The sequence below is a fragment of the Candidatus Koribacter versatilis Ellin345 genome, assembly GCF_000014005.1.
Lineage (GTDB): Bacteria > Acidobacteriota > Terriglobia > Terriglobales > Acidobacteriaceae > Korobacter > Korobacter versatilis_A.
In genome coordinates, this window is sequence record NC_008009.1 from 3,109,168 (window position 1) to 3,130,242 (window position 21,075).

Genomic DNA, 21,075 nt, shown 5'->3' on the forward strand with positions numbered 1-21,075 from the left:
CGGTAGATTACGTTCAATCACGCAGCGGCGCCCTGCTCGCCGTATGCCCTGTTTGAGTGGCCGGTTGAATTCGGTTCTGTTGATCGCGCCTCAGCAACGCGGCCAGGAGAACACAAACTGTCAGCATCTGTCCTTCGCTCCCCAGCCCGGGCGTGGGCAAGGCTGCTCCAAGGAGTAGAAGTTGCTCAAACTCAAGAAGTTACAGCTTCTGGGCTTCAAGTCGTTCTGCGACCGCACGGAACTCAAGTTCCCCGGCGACGGCATTGCAGCCATCGTCGGCCCAAATGGCTGCGGCAAGTCGAATATTGCCGACGCCATCTCCTGGGTGCTCGGCGAGCAGTCGGCCAAGTCGCTGCGTGGTATCCACATGCAGGACGTGATCTTCGCCGGCACGCGCGACCGCAAGCCGACCGGCATGGCCGAAGTCTCGCTCACGCTCATCGATCCCGAACAATATGAAGGCAAGATTGTCGAGCCAGAGATCGAGATCCGCGACGAAATGCCCGACGATTGGGATGAGGCAGCTGCTCGCGAGGCTTCGATGGAGGAAGTCGACGAGTATACGGCCGAAGTCCAACCCGGCACGAATACAGAGGCTGAAGCAACTGAACAACAAGCTGCGCCCAGCGAAGGCGCGGCACCGACCACTGAAGCAACCGCACCGTCTACTGAAAACGAAGCCGCCCCGTCCGAAGTTGCAGAAGGCCAGCCGTCTGATGCACAAGCAGCCGTAATCAATCCCAACGCGGTGGTGCTCAAGATCCGCCGCCGCAAGTTCAACACTAACCGCTTCAAGAAGGGCGAAATCTGCGTCACGCGCCGCCTGTTCCGCTCCGGCGACAGCGAATACCTGCTCAACGGTAAGCTCAGCCGCCTGCGCGACGTGCACGACATCTTCATGGGCACCGGCCTTGGACCGGAATCGTACGCGATCATCGAACAGGGGCGCATCGGGCAGATCCTGTCGAGCAAGCCGACGGATCGCCGCGCCATCATCGAAGAAGCTGCTGGTATCACCAAGTACAAGACCAAGAAGCGGCTCGCCGAAGCGCGTCTGGAAGACGCCAAATCTAACCTCGCGCGCGTCAACGACATTTTCGACGAAGTCACGCGCCAGATGAATTCGCTGAAGCGCCAAGCCGCCAAGGCTGAGCGCTACGCCAAGCTGCGCGACGAAATGCGCGAGAAGCTGAGAGTCGTTCTTGCCAGCAAGTTCGCGCTGATTGACGCCGAAATCGCGGGCCTCGAAGCCGAACTCACCACGGTCACCGAAGAAATCGCGACCCGCACCGACGCCGTCCAGCAGATGGACAACGAGCACGGTGAACGCGTGCAGCGCGGCTACGCAATTGACGCCGAAGCCAAGCAGAATCGCGAGAGCCTCAACAACGTTTCGCGCGAGATGGATCGCGCCGCGCAGCGTCGCCGCACCAACGAAGAGCGTTGCGCCGAGTTGGTCGCGCGTTCTGCTGGAGCGGAAGCCGAAATCCAGAACACCACCGAGCAGTTGGGGCGATTGGAAGAAGAGCTCGCAACCAACAGGCAGGTATTGGAATCCGCTGCTGCCGACGTTGCCGTCGCCCAGAGCGATCTTCAGACCAAGCAGCAAGAGGCCTCCGCCGCCGCTGCCAACCTGATGAACGTGGAGCGCGAGCAGGAACAGCGCCGCTCGCAGATCTTCCAGGCGGTAAACGCGGCTTCGAACGTCCGCAATCGCATCACGCAGGCAGAAGAGCGTATTGCCAATCTCGATCGCGAGCACGGACGCGTTACCGGCGAGCTCTCCTCTGCGACCCTGCAGCTGGAATCGTTCGGCGGACAGCGCGGCCAACTCGGACTCGAATTCGAGTCGGCCAATACCCGCGTAAACGCCCTCTCCTCGGAGATCACTGACGCTCGGGGCTCCTTGCAGCAGAAGCGCCAGGAAGAAATCGAAGCCAAGCGTCACGTCGACACGCTGCGCGCGGAATACGCCACGCTGCTCGGCAAGAAGGGCTCGCTGGAATCGGTCATCAACGAGCACGGCTACTCCACGGAATCTGTGAAGCGCCTCTTCCAGTCGGGTGGACTGCGCGAAGGCAATACTCCAGCCGGAGTTCTCGCCGACTTCCTTGAAGTGGAAGACAAGTACGAACACGTTGTTGAAGACTTCCTGCGTGACGAACTGAACTACGTCGTAGTGAAGTCGTGGGGCGCCGCCGATGAAGGCCTCCGCCTGCTCAAGGGCGATGTGGATGGCCGTGCCACGTTCCTGGTTCATCCCAGCGACTCGCAGGCGAAGTTCTCCTTCGTCCTCGACGAATCCATGCGCCTGCCGTTCACACCCGATCGCGTGACGCCGATGAAGAACTGCATCCGCGTCCTCAATGGCTTCGGGAAATCGCTGGAAGTGGTTCTGCCGAAACTCGGCAACGGCTACATCGTCCCTGACCCGGCGATTGGCCGCGAACTGGCATTGGAAAATCCCGATGCTTTCTTCCTCTCGCAGAGTGGCGAGTGCTTCCACAACGTCACCGTCACCGGCGGCAAGCAGCGCTCGCAAGGCCCTCTGTCGCTGAAGCGTGAACTGCGCGACGTTATGCGTTGCATCGACGACGTGGAACGCTCACTGCGCGATGGCGAAGCCCGCGTTCTAATGCTCGGCAAGGAAATCGCCGAACTGACCTCCCTGCTCCAGCGTCTCGAAGATGAGAAGCGTGAGGGCGAGAAGCAGGCGATGACCAGCGGCCACACCCTGCGCCAACTCGAAAACGAGATGGCCCGCGTGCGCGATCGTCATGCCACCTACGAGCGCGAGTTACAGCGCGTGAGCAACGAGAAATCCGAGCGCGAGAACGCCATCGGCGGCCTGCGCATGGAACTCGAAGCCGCCGAAGCGCGTCACCAGGAACTCGAAGCGGCAATGAACGCGGCCACGCAGTCGCTCGACGAACTGCGTACCGCTCGCGACAACGCCAGCCACGCCGCCTCGGAAGCGCGCGCGCAGGCCGCGGCGCTTGAAGAGCGTCATCGCGCCGCAGCCTCTTCCTTGCAACGGATCGAGTCGATGGTGCAGGAAGTCTCCGCGCGCATCGGCAAGCTCAAGGGACAGGTCGAATCCGCTGCCGCTGAAAAGCAGCAGCGCGAATCGGAGAACGAAACCATCGCCGAACAGCTCGTCACCTGGACCGCGGAACGCGAAGCTGCTGAAGCTCGCGACCGCGAACTTCAGACCGAGAGCGAGCAGGTGCGGGCGCGCATCGCCGAAATCGAAGAAGAGCTCAAGACCGCACGCCAGGCGCTCGATGCCGCGCGTGATCGTCGCGGTGAACTGCACGCCTCCGTGGCACGCCTGCAGTCCGATGGCGAGCACATGGCCGAGACCTGCGTGCAGGAACTCAGCGTCACGCGCCCCGACCTCATGGCTATCGAAGAGCTGCCGCGCCTCACCGGCGACGAGCTCGCCGTGGCCGACACCGAGCAGAAAGACATGCGCACCAAGCTCGAAAACATGGGCCCGGTGAACATGATGGCGCTCGAAGAGTACAAGGAAACCGCGCAGCGCCACGAGTTCCTCGAGACCCAGCGCAAAGACCTGCTCGACTCCATCGAGAACACACAGAACACGATCAAGGAGATCGACCAGATCACAAAGGTCAAGTTCGACGAAGCCTTCGCGGCCATCAACGAGAACTTTGGTAAGGCCTTCAAGAAGCTCTTCGGCGGCGGCCAGGGCTTCATGAAGCTCACCGACGAACTCAACTCGTCCGACAGCGGTATCGACGTAATCGCCTCGCCGCCGGGCAAGAAGCTGCAAAACGTGCTCCTGCTTTCCGGCGGCGAGAAGACGCTGACCGCGTTCTCGCTCCTGGTCGGCATCTTCCAATACGCGCCGAGCCCGTTCTGCATCCTCGACGAGGTCGACGCCCCGCTCGACGAAACCAACGTCGCGCGCTTCAACGAACTGGTGAAAGAGATGAGCATGCAAACCCAGTTCATCCTCATCACCCACAGCAAACGAACCATGGCCACCGCGCCGGTAATGTACGGCGTCACCATGCAGGAGCCGGGTGTGTCGAAGATTGTCAGCGTGCGGTTTGGGGAAGAGGCGGCGAGAGCAACGGCGTAACAGCTTTCACCACGAAGGACATGAAGTGCACGAAGGGGGATTGGAAATTCCAGTCCCCTTTTTCTTTTTCTGATTTGGAGTTCCAGTGTGGAACGCAGTCCCACGCAAGTATCGACCCATTTTAAATCCGCCGGTATTGGCTCTTGACGCCCTTCCTATAAAGGACCAGCGCTCCGTCGCTCATGAAGGCAAACGGCGTCTTTTCATCCTCGACTGGATTGGCTTGCCGCATGACGATGTCGCTACCCTGCACCGAATAGTAATGGCGAAAGGAGCGAGGAGCCGTGTCAGAAAGGACGGTGTAAATAAGCTGGCCGTTCGGCAGAAATCGCATCTGGACTCGTCCATACTTCTGAATTCCCTCTCCATCACCCGGTTGCGACTCCCAAACCCCTAGCAAGCTCGCCCTTTCACTCGACTGATTGAGCCACAAAAGCCGAGGGACCTCGGCAATACCAATGGCGAAAAAGAGTACACCTAGCGCCTCTACTTTAAAAATGGCTGTCGGGCGATCCGAGGGCGTGCTCATCCAGCGTCCCGCAGAGAATAAAGCCGCGCCGGTCGCAGCGAAAATCAGGCAGTTCTTAATGCTTCGCTGACTGATCCCATTCCGCCATAGATAAAGCGCAAACAACGAGGGCAGTGCGACGGCGATCGCATAAAAAAACGCTATAGCAGGGAGCGGGTGTTCCGAGGTCTTAGGATCCACACTGAATTTGGGCCAAAAGATCATGAAAACGATCAGCACCCCAATCGCTATCGTTGAAACCCCGATCGCGTTAGCCTTCCAGTCGTCGCGCGTTAGGGGCACGGGCTGTCGCTTCATCGGCCAGAGACCTTATCACACGCCGCCGGGTATTTGAACTCATCCCTTGTTCTCGCGATTCATCCCATCCCTCTTCCGTATTCTGCGTCTAACCACTATCTTGGACTCGCCCATCATGCGACGCTTCCTCGCCGCTTTCCTGCTCACGGCCGCGGTTTCCTTTGCGCAGAACTTTGCCAACAACCTGCCGCATGGAACTGTGATCGAGCGCGTGGAGTGCAAGGCTGATCCGTCCTCCAGTTACGCCGCGTACCTGCCCTCGAACTTCACGCCCGAGAAAAAGTGGCCGATCGTGTTTGCCTTCGATCCTGGAGGCCGTGGCGCCATGCCAATCAAGCTCTACAAAGACACTGCCGAGAAATACGGCTTCATCTTTGTCGCCTCCAACGACTCGCGCAATTTCTCCGCCGCCGACTCCGATCGCGGCACTCGCGCCATGTGGCTCGACACCCACGACCGCTTCCCGATCGACGAGAACCGTGTGTACACCACGGGCTTCTCCGGCGGCGCGCGCATGGCCGGTCACGTCGCCCTTGCCTGTACCGGATGCAAGATCGCGGGCGTCATTGCCCACGGTGCCGGATATCCGGTCAGCATCCGTCCGACCGACAAGAATGGCCCCGCCTACTTCCTTATGGTGGGTGATGTTGACTTCAACTGGCAGGAAGTTATCAAGATCCGCCAGCAGCGCGAGGACCAGGGCTACGCATATCGTGTCGAGACCTTCCACGGGCCGCACCAATGGGGTCCTCCTGAGCTGTTCGAGGCGGCCATGCGGTGGATGCAACTGAAAGCCATGCAGCAAAACCGCATGCCACGCGAGCAGGCATTCATTGACTTGTTCTACAAAGGCGAAGAGCTTCGCGCTGTCGAAGCCCAACAGCAACATGACACTCTGGCCCTACTGGCCGCCTACCGCTCGCTCGTCTCCGATTTCGAAGGCCTGAAAGACAACGCCGATTACGCGAAGAAACTGGCTGCACTCAAGTCGTCAAAAGATTTGAAAGAAGCGCTCAAGAAAGAAAATGAGCAAATCACACAACAGGCCGAGGCCACTACTGACGCCGATACCGCGCTCGCAAAACTCGGAGCCGCCAGCTCTCCCTCCGACCGCAACACCGCCATCAGCGACGCCACCGCCGCGATGAAGACCCTCAAAGACCAAGTCGAGCGCACGAAGTCCGGTACTAAGTCGCTCGTGCTGCAACGCGCGTTCGCCGAGGTCTTCGCCAACACCATCGAGCGTGGGCAGGCGCAGTTAGAAAACAAGAAGTACGACAACGCGGAGATGTACTTTACGTTGATCGCAACCGTCAGCGACGAGCCCTGGCCGCAACTCCTGCTCGCCGACGCCCGCGCTGAGCAAGGGAATCGCAAAGGCTCGCTACAAGCGCTCGACAAGTGCATTAAGTCCGGGTTGAAGAATCCCAAGGCACTCGAAACCGACGCCCACCTCCAGTCGCTTCGAGCCGATCCAGAGTTCCAGCGCCTCGTTGCTTCGCTGCAGAATTCCGGCCAGAAGTAGCGCGAATTCGCGATATGCTGTTGCCCCGCTCCACGCGGGGTTCGCGAATCTACGCTGGCAGGAAGTGCCTATGGCCATCTCCCCTCTGACCGTTGATCCGATTGCGCGTCGCATGGCGCTCGTCGACGAACACGTCCGCTGCGAAAACGCCCACGACCTCGACGGCGTGATCGCCACTTTCGGCGCCGGCGCCCGCTACGACGATGAACCCTGGGCCGAACATCACGAGGGCCTCGATGGCGTCCGCCACTTCTACAGCTCACTGATGGGCGCCGTTCCCGACCTCACCATCGAGATCCTCAAGCGCTATGTTTCTGCCGACAACATCATTCTCGAGGTCGTCATCCGCGGCACGCACCTCGGCGCCTGGCGCGGCCTTCCGGCCACTGGACGCAAACTCGCCATCCCTCTTTGCGGGATTTACACCTTCGACGCCGACGATCGCCTCGCCGGCGAACGCATCTACTACGACCGCGCTACCGTGCTGCGCCAACTCGGCGTCTTCCACGAGCCGCAAACGTTCATCGGCGATGCGACCACATTCCTCACCCATCCGTGGACGATCGCAAAAGCTCTCGCTCGCAAGCTGGGCGGAAAGTAGCGTTCACGGCTGGTAGATCCATGCCTTGTCGGTAGCGGTCATGCTCGTCGAGTACCCGCCGAGCAGCAGCACCTCGCCGTTCTTGAGCGTGGTCTCGCTCAAGTACCACTGCGGCGTTTCCGTGCCGCTGTTCAACGAATTGAAGCTTCCGCGCTTGGGATCGAAGATCTCCGCTTTCGCAGCGCCGCCAGCAATCAGCACGCTGCCATCTGGTAACAACGCCGCTTCGTCGGAGAGTTTGAAACGCTTCTCCGCCATTTCCTGCGTCGGAGTGAAGCTCCGCTTCGCGGGATCATAGACCTCGGCTTCGGCCAGCATTCCCTTCCAGTCGCGATCATCCGAGCCACCCGCGATCAAGACACGCCCGTCTGCCAGCATTTGCGCCGTGTGCTTATACCGCTCCTGCCGCATCGGCCCGACAACGGAAAACTTATTTGTCTTCGGATCGAAAACCTCCGCGCTCGCCACTGAGTGGTGGTCGGACATCCCACCAGCAATAAGCACTGTCCTATCGTGCAGCAGCGTTGCGGTATGCGCGGTACGACCATCTTTCATATCGCCCACTGCCGTGAACTTCATCGTCGCCGGATCGAATATCTCTGCTGCTTTCTGCCCGCTGCGATCATCGGCGCGCGCTCCGCCCGTCACCAGCACCCGCCCATCTTGCAGTGTCGTCGCCGTTGCTCGAGCTCGCGGGACTGTCATCGGAATTTCGTTCGTGAAGCGATCTGTCTTCGGGTCATAGATCTCTGCCGTCGTGGCGATTCCACCGGTCCAGCCACCGACTATGAACAGGCGCCCATCTTTGAGCAGTGCAGCCGTCTGCCCAACGCGCTTTATTTTCATGTGTGCGCCGCTGGCCGTAAACGAACGCTTTGCGGGATCGTAGAATTCCGCGCTGTCGAGGAACTCACCATTCCTCACCATGCCGCCGACAATGAGCACACGCCCATCGTTGAGCAGAGTGGCTGTGTGTCCAGATCGTGGCGCGAGCATATGTCCCGCCTCAACGACTTTTCCGAAATGCGGCTGTGGACGATCGGCTGAAAGGGTGGACACTAAGACGAATACGAGAGCGGGGGCCCAGTGGTGAGTGCGCAGCATTCGGCACCTCCCGGCGCATGCATTGTATGGCTAGACGCCCCAGCCCTCCGAAGGTTTGTCCGAATTCTAAGCAGCTGCTGCTTCCGGTTGCCGGCGGCTGCGTAAAAACATCCAGCCTGCCGCGGCAATGACCACCAGTACTGCCGAACACACGGCAAACAGCCGCTGCATCCCGAGCCGTTGCGCCGCCGAGCCGCTAAGGAGCAACCCGAACACCTGCGCAATCGAGATCATCGACATGAACGTGCTGCTCACGCGGCCTACCATCTGCGGCGGCGTTTCCTGTTGCGACATCGTCTGCGCCGGAATGAGCACCATTGCAATCGAGAAGCCCATGAGAAAAGTGCTCACGCCCGCCTGGAACGGAATTCGCGAAGTCGCCAGCACCGCCGTCGCTACTCCCAGCGATAGCAGGCCCATCACCACCACGCCCGGCCGCGCCTTGCCTCGCGAGATCTTCGTCACCAGCGTGGTGCCGAGAATCATGCCGAACCCGACGCACGAGCTCACCACGCCGTAGGTCCGCGTTGCTCCGTGCAGCACATCGCGCACAAAGATCGATATCAGCGGCATGAACGAGCTCATCACGAACATCGCAATCGCCATGGCGAGGAACACAAACGACAGTCCCGGATGGGTGAAGATGAACCGGTTCCCTTCCGCGAAATCCTTGCTCAAACCGCTTAGTGTCTTATCCGCGCCCTCGCGCGGTGGACGATGAATCGTTAGCGTCGCAATCATTAGCGCCGAGAACACGAAGCTTCCCGAATCAATGTAGAAACACGCCTTCTCCGAGAGCGCGCTCACAATAGCCGCCGCTACCAGCGGCGAAATAATGCGGATCAGGTAAAACGCCTGCATCAGCATGGCATTCGCTTGCAACAAGCGCTCGCGCGGAATCAGCGTCCGCACCGCAATCGACTGCGCCGGCACGAACAGACTCGACGCGCAACCCAGTGCGAACAACACCATGCCGATCTGCCAGGAGTTCGTCATCCACGCCAGAAGGACGGCGATCACCGCTCGCGACAGGTCGCTGCCAATCATCACCCGCTTCACGTTCCAGTGGTCCACGAGAACGCCCGCCGGAGGCCCGATTATTGCCAGCGGCACGAGGGCGAGCGTAATCGCAATGGTCACTTGCGTCGCCGAGCCGTGCCAGCGAAACGTAATCATGCTGACGACTGCGAAGATCGCGACGAAATCGCCAAAGATGCTGACGAATTGCCCCATCCAGATCGTGCGGAAGGCCGGAAGTGAAAACACGCTTCCCTGGGGTGCGGCTTGGGGCTGAGGAGAAGAGGCCATCGGTTGGATGATTTTATCGCGAGAAGAGAGTTAGCGCGGGTCGCGTTCGCCAGAAGCCTGCACTGGATCGTATGTCCCTTTGTTGCCGGCCAGGGTTGTAACGTAACCGTCACTTCCAATTCGGCGCACCATCATCGGGCCGGCATCCACGAAATACATCAAATCGCCGGCGATCGTGATCGACACTGGCTGCCGTACCCGGATCGCCGCGGGTAGATGGTTATCGTCGCGCTCGCCATACGGCCCTTTGCCCAGGAAGAGCCGTACGTATCCGCTGTGGTCCACCACGCGGATGCATTCGGATTCACCGAGGTACACGTTGCTGTCGTCGTCTACGGCAATCGCGAAGATCGGGCTCGCCGCATATCCGGCCGGAATGCCATCGGTATCCAGGCCGCCGTAAATGTTGCCTACCAGCGTCGAGATATACCCATCGCCATTTACCACGCGCACCAGCGTCCCGTCCACGATGTACACGTTTCCATCACGATCGAGTGCGAGGCTGGTCGGCTCGTGCAGCCTCGCTTCGCGTGCCTGCCGTCCATCGCCGGTCATACCGTCTTTGCCGTTGCCCGCAATCAGGTCGCGCTTGCCATCCCAATCGAGCATGTAAACCTGGTGGTTTTCGCTGACGGTATAAAACGTGTTCCCGTTGCCGTCTGCCGCCAACCCGCTCACCTTCGACGCGTCCGCCAACAGCGTGTACTTCTGCCCATCGGGATAGAGCCGCGTCAGCCCGTTGTCATCAAGGAGGGTGATGTTGTCATCGGCATCCACCAGCAGCGCCCGCGGACGCTTTGGAGTGTACGGCGTGTTCTTGCCGCCGAAGATGCGAACGATCCCCAGGTCGGTGACGGTGTAAACGCAATTTTCTGCTATGAAAAAAGCGCGGCCGTCCGGATCGGCGGCCACGCCCAGGAATCCATCGTATTTCGACTTAAGCTTGCACTCGGGAACAAGGCCGTCGTCAGGAGCGCGGCGGCCCTGCACCCATGGATTGTGCGCCTCCAACTGCGCGAACCCATCCACGCAGAGGAGAAGAAAAATAACTACATTCAGCAAAAGGCGCATACAGAATCCAGAGCGAGCTTCTCCCATTGGACGCCGCAAGGGCAAGAAAAGAAGCGTAGACAAAGTTACGGGTTGAGGACGACTTTCCCGAACTGCTCGCCCTTTTCCAAATAGGAATGCGCCGCCGCTGCTTCGCGCAGAGCAAACGAACGATCCACCACCGGCTTCAGTGCGCCCGAGAACACATATTTCAGTGCCTCGTTCAGGTCATCGAAGGTTCCCATGAACGAGCCCATGAACGTCAATTGCCGCGTGAAGAGCACGCGTAGATCGAGCTTCGCTTCCGGACCCGTGGTCGCACCGCAGGTCACCAGCGTTCCACCCACGCGCATGGATCGCAGGCTCTCCGGCCACGTCTTTTCGCCGGTATGCTCAAAGACTACGTCCACACCGCCCTTCACGATCTTCTTTACCTCGTCCGACACCTTCTGCTTGTAGTGATCGATCGTGTAGTCTGCGCCGAGTTCCCAGGCCAGGTCGAGTTTGCGCTCACCGCCGGCGGTCGTAATAACCGTGCAGCCCATCAGCTTGCAGATCTGAATCGCTGCCGTTCCTACGCCCGATCCCGCGCCCCACACCAGCACGGTCTGTCCGTGCTTGATCTTCGCCCGCGACACCAGCATGTGCCACGCCGTCAGAAAAACCAGCGGCACGCTCGCCGCCTCGTCGTAGGTCAGCGATTCAGGAATCGGAATCACCTCCACCCGCGGCACCGCCACATACTCGCAATCGCCGCCATCGAAGCGCGTCCCCCGCACCGCAAATTGCGCACAGAAACTATGCTCTCCGCGCAGGCAAAATTCGCAGTGGTAGCACGCTCGCATCGGCGCCAGCAGCACTCGCTGCCCTTCCTTCAGATCGGTGATGTACTCTTCCACCTTCGCCACCACGCCACTAACATCGCTCCCCAAAATCAGCGGCGGCTTGATCCCCGGAATCCCCTTGCGCACGAACAAATCCAGATGGTTCAGCGCGCACGCCTTCACCTGCACCAGCACCTGGTCTTTGCGCAACTCCGGCTCCGGCACGTCTTCATATTTCAAAACTTCAGGCCCGCCAAACCCATGAATACGAATGGCTTTCATCTTGTGCTCCTGGAGAGAACCAAGAAATGTAGCACGGGCCCCTGTCGATTTCTCCTTTCCTCAATCGACTCACTCCTGTGACTAGCAATTCGTCGCAAGGAGGCGTTATGAAGAAAATCGACATCGGCCCAGCGGGAAAGCTCTGTATCACCTTTGTGCTGGCGTTCGTAGCCACCGCACAGTCCCAAACCACGCCGTATCCGAGCATGGCGCCCGCCGAGCAGTACCAAATGGCGCGGGATGCCGAAATCTCAATGGCTCGGAGCGCCGCTCCCCCGTCAGTCTCGCAGGACGCCGAAATCCTCGTCCTCGGGCAAAAGGGTTACGAAGTTGCCGCCAAGGGCAGCAACGGATTCACCTGCCTGGTGCAGCGTTCCTGGGCGGCTGGCGTCGATTTCCCGGAATTCTGGAATCCCAAGCTCCGCGCGCCCATCTGCCTGAACGCCGAAGCCACCCGTTCCATCCTTCCGCACTTTACGTCGAAAGCCGAATGGGCGCTGGCAGGCCTGACCAAGGAGCAGATCGCCGAGCGAATCAAAGCTGCTCTCCACTCCCCGAAGTTCCCTGACGTCGAACCCGGTGCGATGTGTTACATGATGTCCAAGGACCAATACCTGAACGACCGCGCCGTTCACTGGCATCCGCACCTGATGTTCTTCAGCGCAGCCGTCGATCCCGCGACTTGGGGCGCCAATCTAAAGGAATCTCCGCTGATCGCGGATACCGACAAATCGGAGAATGTCACGATCTTCATGCTGACCGTCAGCAAGTGGTCCGACGGCACACCGGATAAACCGATGGAGTGAGAGGCTTGATCTACTAAGTGCGACGTTCGGCGCGGGCCGTACTGGTGCTACGATATTGCGCACCGGAGGCCTTCCACGCCGGACCCGAAATGCCCTCGCCGCAGTGCTATCAGCACCCTTGCGTCCGCGCTCAGGCGCCTCGATCGCCGCGTCATCGGCCGCAACCCTGAGCCGCCCGAGGATCCCTACGCCTACGTCATGGCGCCGAAGAAGCGCCCCCCGCTCGGACGCAGTGCCGCCGCTGTTCTGGAATTGCCGGATGAGTAGGAATTGGTTGCGATCGAAGCTTGTGCGAATCATCGCAGCATTGTTCTTACTCGGGTTATCTTGCGTGGCCCAACCGAAGCCTTCGTCTCCGCGCGATGTCACTGTCGACGATCTTCTGGACCATCCTACGGAATATGACGGCGAACTTGTGAGAGTGATTGCAGACTACGTTCCTGGTAATCCGAGCGGCCATTTTCTCTACCGCTCTAACATCAAATTGGAATTCGACCTGCTCGGAGAGATCGTCGGTCCGCGTTTTTTCCTTGTGGATACAAGGAGTTCAGAATCCAGCAAGGAACCGAGGAAGCGCTTCTTCAGTCCGCCGCGCGTTCTTCTTTACAACTCCCCTGCTCATCTAGGAGCCGATTCAAAACTTCCCGTCGGCGTTGCAGTGGTGGCCACGTTCACCGGCCACTTCCACTTCGTCGCAGCGGAAGCGATATCCGGAAGTCCTCTTCAGCTTGAATTAATAGCAGTGACGAACAACGAATCCGACCAACAACTGAACGTCGACTAGCGGCATGGAATAAAATACCCTCATGGACCTCTACGAGGAGATCGTAGCCCTCCGACGCTCCGGACGCCGTGGCGCCATCGCCACCATCATCAACGTCCGCGGCTCGATCCCGTCCTTTCGCACCGCGAAGATGCTTGTGCGCGATGATGGATCGATCATTGGCACCATCGGCGGCGGCTGCGTTGAGGCCGAAGTGTGGCAGGCGGCGCGCGAGGTGATGGAAGAAGAAAAGCCGCGCACCCTCGTCTTCAATCTCAACAACAATCCCAAGTACGATACCGGCCTCGTCTGTGGCGGCACCCTGGAGATCTTTGTGGAACCCGTCCTTCCGCCCGCGCTGCTCTACATCTTCGGCGCCGGTCACGTCGCCTACAGCCTCTACCAGATCGCGCAGATCGCAGGCTTCGACATCGCCGTTATCGACGACCGTGAGAGCTACGCCAACACCGAGCGCTTCCCCACCGCGCGCCAGGTCATCGCCGACGATTTCGAAAACGCCTGCACCCATCTCGAAGTCACCGACAACGCCTACATCGTCATCGTCACCCGCGGCCATCGCGACGATATGCGCGTGCTCCGCTGGGCGGTGAACACGCCGGCACGCTACGTCGGCATGATCGGCTCGAAACGCAAGGTCATCACAACCTACAAAGAGCTCGAGAAGGAAGGCGTTCCGCTCTCGAAGTTCGAGAACGTGCACGCGCCTGTGGGCCTGGAGATCGGCGCTATCACGCCGGAAGAGATCGCGGTCTCCATCGTCGCGGAGATGATCGCCCTTCGCCGCGGCGCGTTGCCCGAGACTCAAGGCAAGGCCTATCGCGTGATGATCACCGGCGAAGACGTGGAAACAGAAAAGGCGAAACTATGACCCGCGCACCCGGATTCTGCGGCGTAATTCTCTCTGCCGGCGCCAGCTCGCGCATGGGCCGCGACAAAGCCCTGCTCCCTTGGCCCGCCGACCTCGTTCATCCCACGACCTGGCGACAAACGTTCCTCGGCGCGGCGATTGATATGCTCCGCCCCCACACCGATCTCGTCATCGTCGTCGCCGGAGCCAACGAGCGCGCCATCACGCCGATCATCTATGCGGCAGGGGCGTTCCTCGTCACCAATCCCAATCCCGAGCGCGGACAATTCAGCTCGCTGCAGATCGGTTTGCAGGAAGTCCTCAACCGCGGCCGCGATGCCGCGATGGTCGCACTCGTTGACCGTCCCCCGGTGCAGCCGAAAACCGTCGAAGCCCTTCGCGCGGCGTTCATCGCCGCCCCCGATAACATCTGGTCGGTAGTGCCGCAGTTCGAAGGCAAGCACGGTCACCCCTACGTCATCGGCCGCGAGATGATCGAGGCTTTCCTCCGCGCCCCCGCCGACGCCACCGCCCGCGACGTCGAGCATGCCCACGAGGACCACATCTTTTATCAGCCCGTTAACGATCCCGGCGTATGCTCGAACATCGATACCCCCGCGGATTATCAGCAGCTTTCAATCACTGGACCAGCGCATTGAGTACTCCGATCTCCGAACAGCTCTCTGAACGCGCCGAAAAGTTTGTCTCTTCGGTGCTCGCCCTCGACCTCAAGCTCGCCGTCTTCGATTGCGACGGCACTCTCTGGCAGCACGACAGCGGTTCGCTCTTCTTCGCCTGGGAGCAGAAGCGGGGCCTCGTCCCGCAGGAAGCGCTCGACTGGATCCTCCCCCGCTACGCCGCCTACAAAGAAACCAGCGCTATCGCCGAAGAAGTCATGTGCGGCGACATGGTCACCATCCACCACGGCCTCGACGAAGAACTACTGCGCCGCGAAGCGGAGACGTTCTGGCACGAGCAGATCCATGGCTGCATCTTTCCGGAGATGTTCAAGCTCACCCACGCGCTTAAAGATCGCGGTGTAGATCTCTGGGCCGTCTCTTCAACCAACAACTGGGTGGTCGAAGTCGGCGCCGAATACTACGGCATCCCGCGTGAGCACGTGCTCGCCGCCGAAGTGCACGTGGAAAACGGCAAGGCCACCGATCGCCTCGTCCGTGTCCCCTCCGGCCCCGACAAGAAGGTCGCCATCAACGAGGTCATCAAGCGCCGCCCCGACGCCGTCTTTGGCAACTCGGTCCACGATCTGCACATGCTTGAGATCGCGCGCCATCCGTTCGTCATCCATCCCAATCCGGACCTTCGTGCCATCGCCGAAGAGCGCCAGTGGCCGATTTACGAGCCCTTGGGGTAAGATGCTGCTCTCATGAAAACTTCACTTCTGCTCGCCTGCTGTCTCGTCGCGTCCGCAGCCTTCGCGCAGTCCACACTCTCATCCGATCCGAGCTACCAAAAGCAATGCGCCAAATGCCACGGCAAGAACGCCGATGGCCGTCACCCATTCGGTGGCCCATCGCTTCAGACCACGCAGTTAAATGTGGATGAGATCAAGGCCGTAATCGAGAGCGGCAAAGGAAAAATGCCGGCCTTCAAAGGCAAGCTAACCGACGACCGTATCTTCGCGCTCGCCGCAGAAATCAAAGACCTAAGCAAGAAGTAAGCGCTCTGTCATCCTGAGCGCAGCCGCGGAGCGGCGCAGTCGAAGGACCCCTATCGGTTCCACTCCCGCCTGCGCTCTAAGCTTTTGCCAGCTCTTTCCAAAGCTCACTCGCCGCATCCAGCGCGAGGTGCACTGCGTGCCCCGAAGCCTGCGGCACGCTCTCCACTTCGCGCAATACATCTTCCCGCCGAATCTTCAACAGTTGCGCAACCGATTGACCCTGAATCAGCGTCGCGATCGCCGACCCGCATGCCATCGCTGGAACGCATCCCTTCGCGCGGAACCGAATTTCGCGCACCACGCCCTCGTGAATCTCGGCCGCGAGTTCGAGTATGTCCCCGCAAGCGGGGTTCTCAATTCGCACCTTCGCGGTCGCCCCTGGCAACTCCCCCGCATAGCGCGGATTCTCAAAGTGGTCCAGCAACCGGGCCGAATACATAGCGCTATTTTACAGAGGTTCGTATCAGCCGATATTTTGCCGAGGGTTCGTATCAGGGCATCGCTTCAGCGATGCCGAAAACGCACATCTGATTTTGGGCTTTAGCCCCTGCCGCGCCCGGCCTCGCGAAACCCGCTTCCTCATGCCACAATCAAATCGACCATGCCTCCCCATGCCCCAACCCGCGTAGCCTCCCTCCAACCCAGCGTTACCGTCACCCTCGACCGCCTGGGCCTCCTCGAGCACGTCGTCGCCTGCACCAAGTATTGCCGCGATGTAGTCCCCGCCATCGTCGAGAGCAAAGCGCACATCATCCACGACTCCTGGACCTCCAAAGCCGACGAAATCCTCGCGGCGGGCCCGGACATCGTCATCGCGTCGGTCCCCTATCAACTCGAAGCCATCGGCGAAATCCTCAAAGCCGGTATCCGCTTCGTCGGTCTCGCCCCGCACTCCCTCAACGACATCTACGGCGACATCGCCACCATCGCCGCGCTGATGAACGTACCCGACCGCGGCCAGCGCCTCATCGAAGAAATGCAAACCGAAATCGCATCGGCTCGCGACAAAACTCGCAATCTCCCCAAGCAGACTGTTTTCGCCGAAGAGTGGGGTAAGCCCATCATCCACTCGCAACCATGGATCGCCGAACTCATCGAAGCCGCTGGCGGCGAGTTCATCGGCAAAGCGGGCGCTCACACCGAAGCCACCACCATCGCCAAAGAAAATCCCGACGTCATCCTCGCCGCCTGGTGCGGTGCCGGAGACCGTGTCCCGCTCGAAAAGATCGTTCGCGATCGCCAATGGATCGACCTCACGGCAGTCCGCAATCGCCGCGTCTTCTGCGTCAATGACGAGCTCTTCAATACCCCCGGCCCCACCCTCATCCCCGGCCTGCAAGCCATTCTGTGGGCCCTACATCCCGAACATTTCCCGCCCGTCGCGGGCATCCGGCGCATCTCCGGCGATCTCTGACCTTATGGTTAAATAAATCTATGCAGTTAACCCAGACCCGCGAGCAGCTCACCGCGCAACTGAAGACCATGGCAGAGACGGCGCCCACCGTCGAAGACCTCATGACCGACATCGTCGGCCGCCTCCAGCAATACCTGCCGCACTACAACTGGGTCGGCTTCTACATGATTGAGAAGAGCCTGCTTCCGGGCGTGGATCCCGTCCTCGTCCTCGGCCCCTACGTAGGCGCACCCACCACGCACACGCGCATTCCGCTCAACGAAGGCATCTGCGGCGCAGCCGTCACCACCGGCGACACCGTCATCGTGGACGACGTCAACTCCGATCCTCGCTACCTCGCCTGCTCGCTCGAAACAAAATCCGAAATCGTCGTCCCCATCCGCATGAAGGGCGAAATCGTCGGCGAACTCGATATCGACAGCCACGACGCTGCCGCCTTCGGTGACGAAGACCGCACGTTCTGCGAATTCTGTGCAAAGCTAGTCGGCGAATACCTCGAGCGCACCACGTAAATGAGCGAACCGTCTGCCGCTGTAAAGGTGAAGCGCGTCGTCGCCGGCATTCTCGTCCGCGGAGACGAAATCCTCTGCTGCCAGCGCTCGCACAACGATCCCATGTCGCTCAAATGGGAGTTCCCCGGCGGCAAAATCGAGCCCAACGAAACCGCCGAAGCCGCCCTCGCCCGCGAGCTCGTCGAAGAGCTCAACCTCGCCGCTGAAATCGGCCCGTTAGTCGAAACCATCCGCCACAGCTATACCGCAGGCGTCATCATCGAGCTCTACTTCTTCCGCATCGACCGCTGGCAAGGCGAGCCCGAAAACCGCGTCTTCGCCGACATCCGCTGGGTGCCTCGCATAGAAATGCCAAAGCTCGATTTCCTCGAAGCAGATTTAGGCTTAGTAAAAGAAATTGCCGAAGGCAAGAGGCTGTAAGGCGGAAGCCCAGAAATGCATCGCGGGAGCCACCCCACCGTCTTTGTATCCACTGCCCTCTCTTGTCATCCAGAGGAGCGAAGCGACGTGGGATCTGCTGTTCGCGTCGCGGTCAGCTCGCGTCGCGGTCAGCTCGCGTCGCAGCCCGTACCACCACCGCCGTCTCCTGTCATCCTGAGCGCAGCGAAGGATCTGCTGTTGCTAGAGCAGCGCCACTTACGCAAATAGCGTGAACCTTTACGCATGTTGCGTAGATGCCCTTACTTCCCCAAGCTCCCAAACCAAGCGACGGTCAGCCCAACCATGATCGCGGTCGTCGCCCACGCAATCCAGTTGAACACCCGCCCATTCACGTGCTTGCCCATCAGCTCATGCTTGTTTGCCAGCAGCACCATGAACACGAGTACAAACGGCAGCACAGCGCCGTTCACTACCTGCGACAGAATGCTAATTCTCACGAGCGGCAAGTTCGGAATCAGAATGACGGCAGCGCCCGCGGCTATCAGGATCGTGTACAGCCAGTAGAAAAACGGCGCCTCGCCGAATGACTTATCTACGCCCGACTCAAACCCCAGCCCCTCGCACACCGTGTAGGCCGTGGACAAAGGCAAGATCGACGCCGCAAACAGCGACGCATTGAATAACCCTACGGCGAACAATATGAATGCATACTGCCCGGCCAGCGGTGCCAGCGCCTTCGCCGCATCCGCGCCGGTATTGATTGTCCGGAAGCCGTGCACAAACAGCGTCGCGGCGCACGCCACGATGATGAACCATGCCACCACGTCGGTGAAAATGCACCCGATGATCACGTCCCACCGCGACGTCTTATACTGCTTGGCCGTAATCCCCTTCTCCACAATCGACGCCTGCAAATAGAACTGCATCCACGGCGCAATCGTCGTACCGACCAATCCGATGATCGTGTACACGTAATCTTTATCGCGGAAGTTCACATTGCTCGATGGCTTCACCGTCGCGACGAGTGCTTCCTTCCATGCCGGACCGGCCCACCATCCCGCCACGATATAGGCGAAGTACACGAACGACGCGGCCAGGAACACCTTTTCCACGTTCTTGTAGTTCCCCTTCACAATCAGGAGCCACACGATGAGCGCGCACACCGGTACGCTGATGTACTTCGAGACGTTGAACAGTTCCAGGCTGCTCGCGATCCCCGCGAACTCCGCCACCACGTTGCCGAAGTTGCAGATCACCAACCCCAGCATCATGAAGAACGTGATCCGCAGCCCATACTCCTCGCGGATGAGATCGGACAGGCCTTTCCCCGTGATCGCGCCTAGTCGGGCGGCCATCTCCTGCACAACAATCAGCGCGATGGTAGTGGGAAGCAGCGTCCAGAGCAGGCCATAGCCGAACTGCGCGCCCGCCGCGGAATATTGAAAAATTCCGCCAGCGTCGTTATCGACATTAGCCGTGATGAAGCCCGGGCCTATGACCGCAAAAATCAGCAGCAGCCGGGTCTTCCAGTGCCTGGTCCATTTCATTCATTTCACGTAAGCGGTAGGATGCGACGACTTTCCAGAATAAACGAAAAAACAAAATCTTTAACCACGAAGGACACAAAGGCTCACGAAGGATAACTAGGTCTTGTTGTTCCCGTGTAACGAATCTCAGGTGCACCGAGCCGGCAATCTTCTCCAACACAATACTCAAAAAGCCTTCGTGCCCCTTCGTGTCCTTAGTGGTGAAAAGGTTTTAAAGCTTGCTACGCAGCAAACTGATCACATCATCGGCGGTGATGACCCCTGTCAGCACTCCACTGTCATCGACGACCGGGAGCGTCAGCAGGTTGTATTTATCGAACAACTCCGCCACTTCCCTCTCATCCGCATCCGGATGGCACGAGATATGGCTGCCCTCACTCAGGTCCGACAGCGGCGCCGCCGAATTCGCCAAGACCAGCCTCGCCAGCGGAACGGATCCAACGAGCTTCTCGTCTTTGTCCACCAGGTAAATCGTGCTCATGCTCTCCAGCGGCCCGTCGAAGTGCCGCAGCATCTCGATCGCATACGCCACCCGCGCCGTCGGCAGCAGGGCCATGTAGTCCGTGGTCATACGGCCGGCCGCCGTATCTTCCTCGAACTCCATCAGCTCTTCTACTTCCTGCCGCTCTTCCGGCTGCATCTCGCTCAAAATCTGCTCGGAGTGCTCCGCCGGCAACTCAGAGAGCAAGTCGGCCGCGGCATCGGGATCCATCTCCTCCACAATGTCGGCCGCATGCTCGGTATCGAGCGAGCTCAGAATGGAAGCCTGCAGCTTGGGATCGACCTCCTCCAGCGCCTCGGCCGCCACTTCTTCGTCGAGTGTCTGGAAGAGCGCCTCACGCTCCGCTGGCGCCAGTTCCTCGATAATGTCGGCCAAATCGGCGGGGTGGAGCTTCTCCAGCTTGTCGCCCGAAATCTTCAGCCGCACGCGCCGCGCCGGATCGGTTTCGATCAGGTCCACGAACTCCCAGGGAATCAGCTTCGACGAGAGCTTCCGCAGGAACGCATTCAGCGCCGCCCGCGGCACCAGCCCCTTCAGCAGCCGACGCGCCGCCCCGCGCGCCCCAATATCAACGCCACCGACCTTGAGGACGAACGGATCGCTCGCCTCGCCGATCAGCTCGACATCATTCACGCGCACCACTTTGCGCCCATTGGTGTCGATAATCTGCTGGTCGAGCAGGTCGCGCGAGAGCATCAGCATGCCCTCGGAGCTGCCCAACTCGGCAAACTCCGTCGCGGCAACGGTCGCCTTAATCCCGCCGTTGATCCCCGCAATTTGCGCCGACGCCATCAACCGCACGCCCGCGCGCGTCTTCAGCACCAAGGCCGCAATCTTGCTCACATCCTGCTGCGGGACAATGGCCAGCTCGCGCACACGTCCGGCCTGCGCGCCCGTCGAGTCGTAGACGGCAGCGCCAATCAGGTCCGAAAGTGGATAGTTGGCCATTTAGAAGTTCTCTCTTTGCAGCATAACC

Annotated in this window: 20 protein-coding genes; 12 read left to right on the forward strand and 8 right to left on the reverse strand. The window is 60.0% G+C overall.

Annotated features, from left to right (window positions below; translation table 11 throughout):
- Positions 1–181: 181 nt before the first annotated feature.
- Positions 182–4,108 (forward strand): chromosome segregation protein SMC, encoded by a 3,927-nt coding sequence (gene smc / locus ACID345_RS13590; protein WP_011523440.1) that lies wholly within the window; start codon positions 182–184, stop codon positions 4,106–4,108.
- A gap of 121 nt (positions 4,109–4,229) precedes the next feature.
- Here smc and ACID345_RS13595 read toward each other — a convergent pair whose 3' ends face one another.
- On the reverse strand, positions 4,230–4,934 hold the full coding sequence (locus tag ACID345_RS13595) for a hypothetical protein (RefSeq protein ID WP_011523441.1): 705 nt from the start codon (positions 4,932–4,934) through the stop codon (positions 4,230–4,232).
- A 115-nt stretch (positions 4,935–5,049) separates the two neighbouring features.
- Between ACID345_RS13595 and ACID345_RS13600 the strand changes: the two genes are divergently transcribed.
- Positions 5,050–6,459 (forward strand): hypothetical protein, encoded by a 1,410-nt coding sequence (locus ACID345_RS13600; RefSeq protein ID WP_011523442.1) that lies wholly within the window; start codon positions 5,050–5,052, stop codon positions 6,457–6,459.
- A 70-nt stretch (positions 6,460–6,529) separates the two neighbouring features.
- Positions 6,530–7,060 (forward strand): ester cyclase, encoded by a 531-nt coding sequence (locus ACID345_RS13605; protein WP_011523443.1) that lies wholly within the window; start codon positions 6,530–6,532, stop codon positions 7,058–7,060.
- 3 nt (positions 7,061–7,063) lie between these two features.
- On the opposite strand, the gene ACID345_RS13610 is transcribed toward ACID345_RS13605, so the two are convergent.
- The 4 genes from ACID345_RS13610 to ACID345_RS13625 all read right to left on the reverse strand — a co-directional run bounded on the left by ACID345_RS13610 (position 7,064) and on the right by ACID345_RS13625 (position 11,628).
- Positions 7,064–8,164, reverse strand: coding sequence for a Kelch repeat-containing protein (locus ACID345_RS13610; RefSeq protein WP_011523444.1), 1,101 nt, complete (start codon positions 8,162–8,164; stop codon positions 7,064–7,066).
- Between the two features lie 66 nt (positions 8,165–8,230).
- A complete protein-coding gene (locus ACID345_RS13615; RefSeq protein WP_011523445.1) occupies positions 8,231–9,430 on the reverse strand; it encodes an MFS transporter in 1,200 nt (399 codons plus the stop codon).
- A 72-nt stretch (positions 9,431–9,502) separates the two neighbouring features.
- Positions 9,503–10,543: a hypothetical protein gene (locus ACID345_RS13620; protein WP_041855704.1), complete on the reverse strand. Its 1,041-nt coding sequence runs from the start codon at positions 10,541–10,543 to the stop codon at positions 9,503–9,505.
- Between the two features lie 65 nt (positions 10,544–10,608).
- Positions 10,609–11,628 (reverse strand): zinc-binding dehydrogenase, encoded by a 1,020-nt coding sequence (locus tag ACID345_RS13625; RefSeq protein ID WP_011523447.1) that lies wholly within the window; start codon positions 11,626–11,628, stop codon positions 10,609–10,611.
- A 107-nt stretch (positions 11,629–11,735) separates the two neighbouring features.
- Between ACID345_RS13625 and ACID345_RS13630 the strand changes: the two genes are divergently transcribed.
- The 6 genes from ACID345_RS13630 to ACID345_RS13655 all read left to right on the forward strand — a co-directional run bounded on the left by ACID345_RS13630 (position 11,736) and on the right by ACID345_RS13655 (position 15,743).
- Complete coding sequence (locus tag ACID345_RS13630; protein WP_011523448.1) at positions 11,736–12,434, forward strand: hypothetical protein; 699 nt, start codon at positions 11,736–11,738, stop codon at positions 12,432–12,434.
- Positions 12,435–12,723: 289 nt separating this feature from the next.
- Positions 12,724–13,218, forward strand: coding sequence for a hypothetical protein (locus tag ACID345_RS13635; RefSeq protein WP_187148828.1), 495 nt, complete (start codon positions 12,724–12,726; stop codon positions 13,216–13,218).
- Positions 13,219–13,240: 22 nt separating this feature from the next.
- Positions 13,241–14,086, forward strand: a complete 846-nt coding sequence (locus tag ACID345_RS13640; protein WP_011523449.1) for an XdhC family protein — start codon at positions 13,241–13,243, stop codon at positions 14,084–14,086.
- Positions 14,083–14,724, forward strand: a complete 642-nt coding sequence (locus tag ACID345_RS13645) for a nucleotidyltransferase family protein (RefSeq protein WP_011523450.1) — start codon at positions 14,083–14,085, stop codon at positions 14,722–14,724. The genes ACID345_RS13640 and ACID345_RS13645 overlap by 4 nt, the downstream gene beginning before the upstream one ends.
- Complete coding sequence (locus ACID345_RS13650) at positions 14,721–15,437, forward strand: HAD family hydrolase (protein WP_011523451.1); 717 nt, start codon at positions 14,721–14,723, stop codon at positions 15,435–15,437. Before ACID345_RS13645 ends, ACID345_RS13650 begins: the two co-directional genes overlap by 4 nt.
- Positions 15,438–15,449: 12 nt before the next feature.
- A complete protein-coding gene (locus ACID345_RS13655) occupies positions 15,450–15,743 on the forward strand; it encodes a c-type cytochrome (RefSeq protein WP_011523452.1) in 294 nt (97 codons plus the stop codon).
- A 76-nt stretch (positions 15,744–15,819) separates the two neighbouring features.
- On the opposite strand, the gene ACID345_RS13660 is transcribed toward ACID345_RS13655, so the two are convergent.
- Positions 15,820–16,182 (reverse strand): iron-sulfur cluster assembly scaffold protein, encoded by a 363-nt coding sequence (locus ACID345_RS13660; protein ID WP_011523453.1) that lies wholly within the window; start codon positions 16,180–16,182, stop codon positions 15,820–15,822.
- Between the two features lie 162 nt (positions 16,183–16,344).
- Here ACID345_RS13660 and ACID345_RS13665 point away from each other — a divergent pair, with 162 nt between their 5' ends.
- The 3 genes from ACID345_RS13665 to ACID345_RS13675 are packed head-to-tail and all read left to right on the forward strand — an operon-like array spanning position 16,345 to position 18,089.
- Positions 16,345–17,157 (forward strand): ABC transporter substrate-binding protein, encoded by an 813-nt coding sequence (locus ACID345_RS13665; protein WP_011523454.1) that lies wholly within the window; start codon positions 16,345–16,347, stop codon positions 17,155–17,157.
- Between the two features lie 20 nt (positions 17,158–17,177).
- The gene (locus ACID345_RS13670) at positions 17,178–17,669 is read left to right on the forward strand and encodes a GAF domain-containing protein (RefSeq protein ID WP_011523455.1); all 492 of its coding nucleotides are present in this window, start codon (positions 17,178–17,180) and stop codon (positions 17,667–17,669) included.
- On the forward strand, positions 17,670–18,089 hold the full coding sequence (locus ACID345_RS13675) for a (deoxy)nucleoside triphosphate pyrophosphohydrolase (protein ID WP_011523456.1): 420 nt from the start codon (positions 17,670–17,672) through the stop codon (positions 18,087–18,089).
- A 260-nt stretch (positions 18,090–18,349) separates the two neighbouring features.
- Here the strand turns inward: ACID345_RS13675 and ACID345_RS13680 are convergent, their stop codons facing one another.
- Together ACID345_RS13680 and ACID345_RS13685 are read right to left on the reverse strand one after the other, a co-directional pair.
- The gene (locus ACID345_RS13680) at positions 18,350–19,597 is read right to left on the reverse strand and encodes an NRAMP family divalent metal transporter (protein WP_011523457.1); all 1,248 of its coding nucleotides are present in this window, start codon (positions 19,595–19,597) and stop codon (positions 18,350–18,352) included.
- Positions 19,598–19,808: 211 nt separating this feature from the next.
- On the reverse strand, positions 19,809–21,047 hold the full coding sequence (locus ACID345_RS13685; RefSeq protein ID WP_011523458.1) for a magnesium transporter MgtE N-terminal domain-containing protein: 1,239 nt from the start codon (positions 21,045–21,047) through the stop codon (positions 19,809–19,811).
- Positions 21,048–21,075 lie beyond the last annotated feature (28 nt).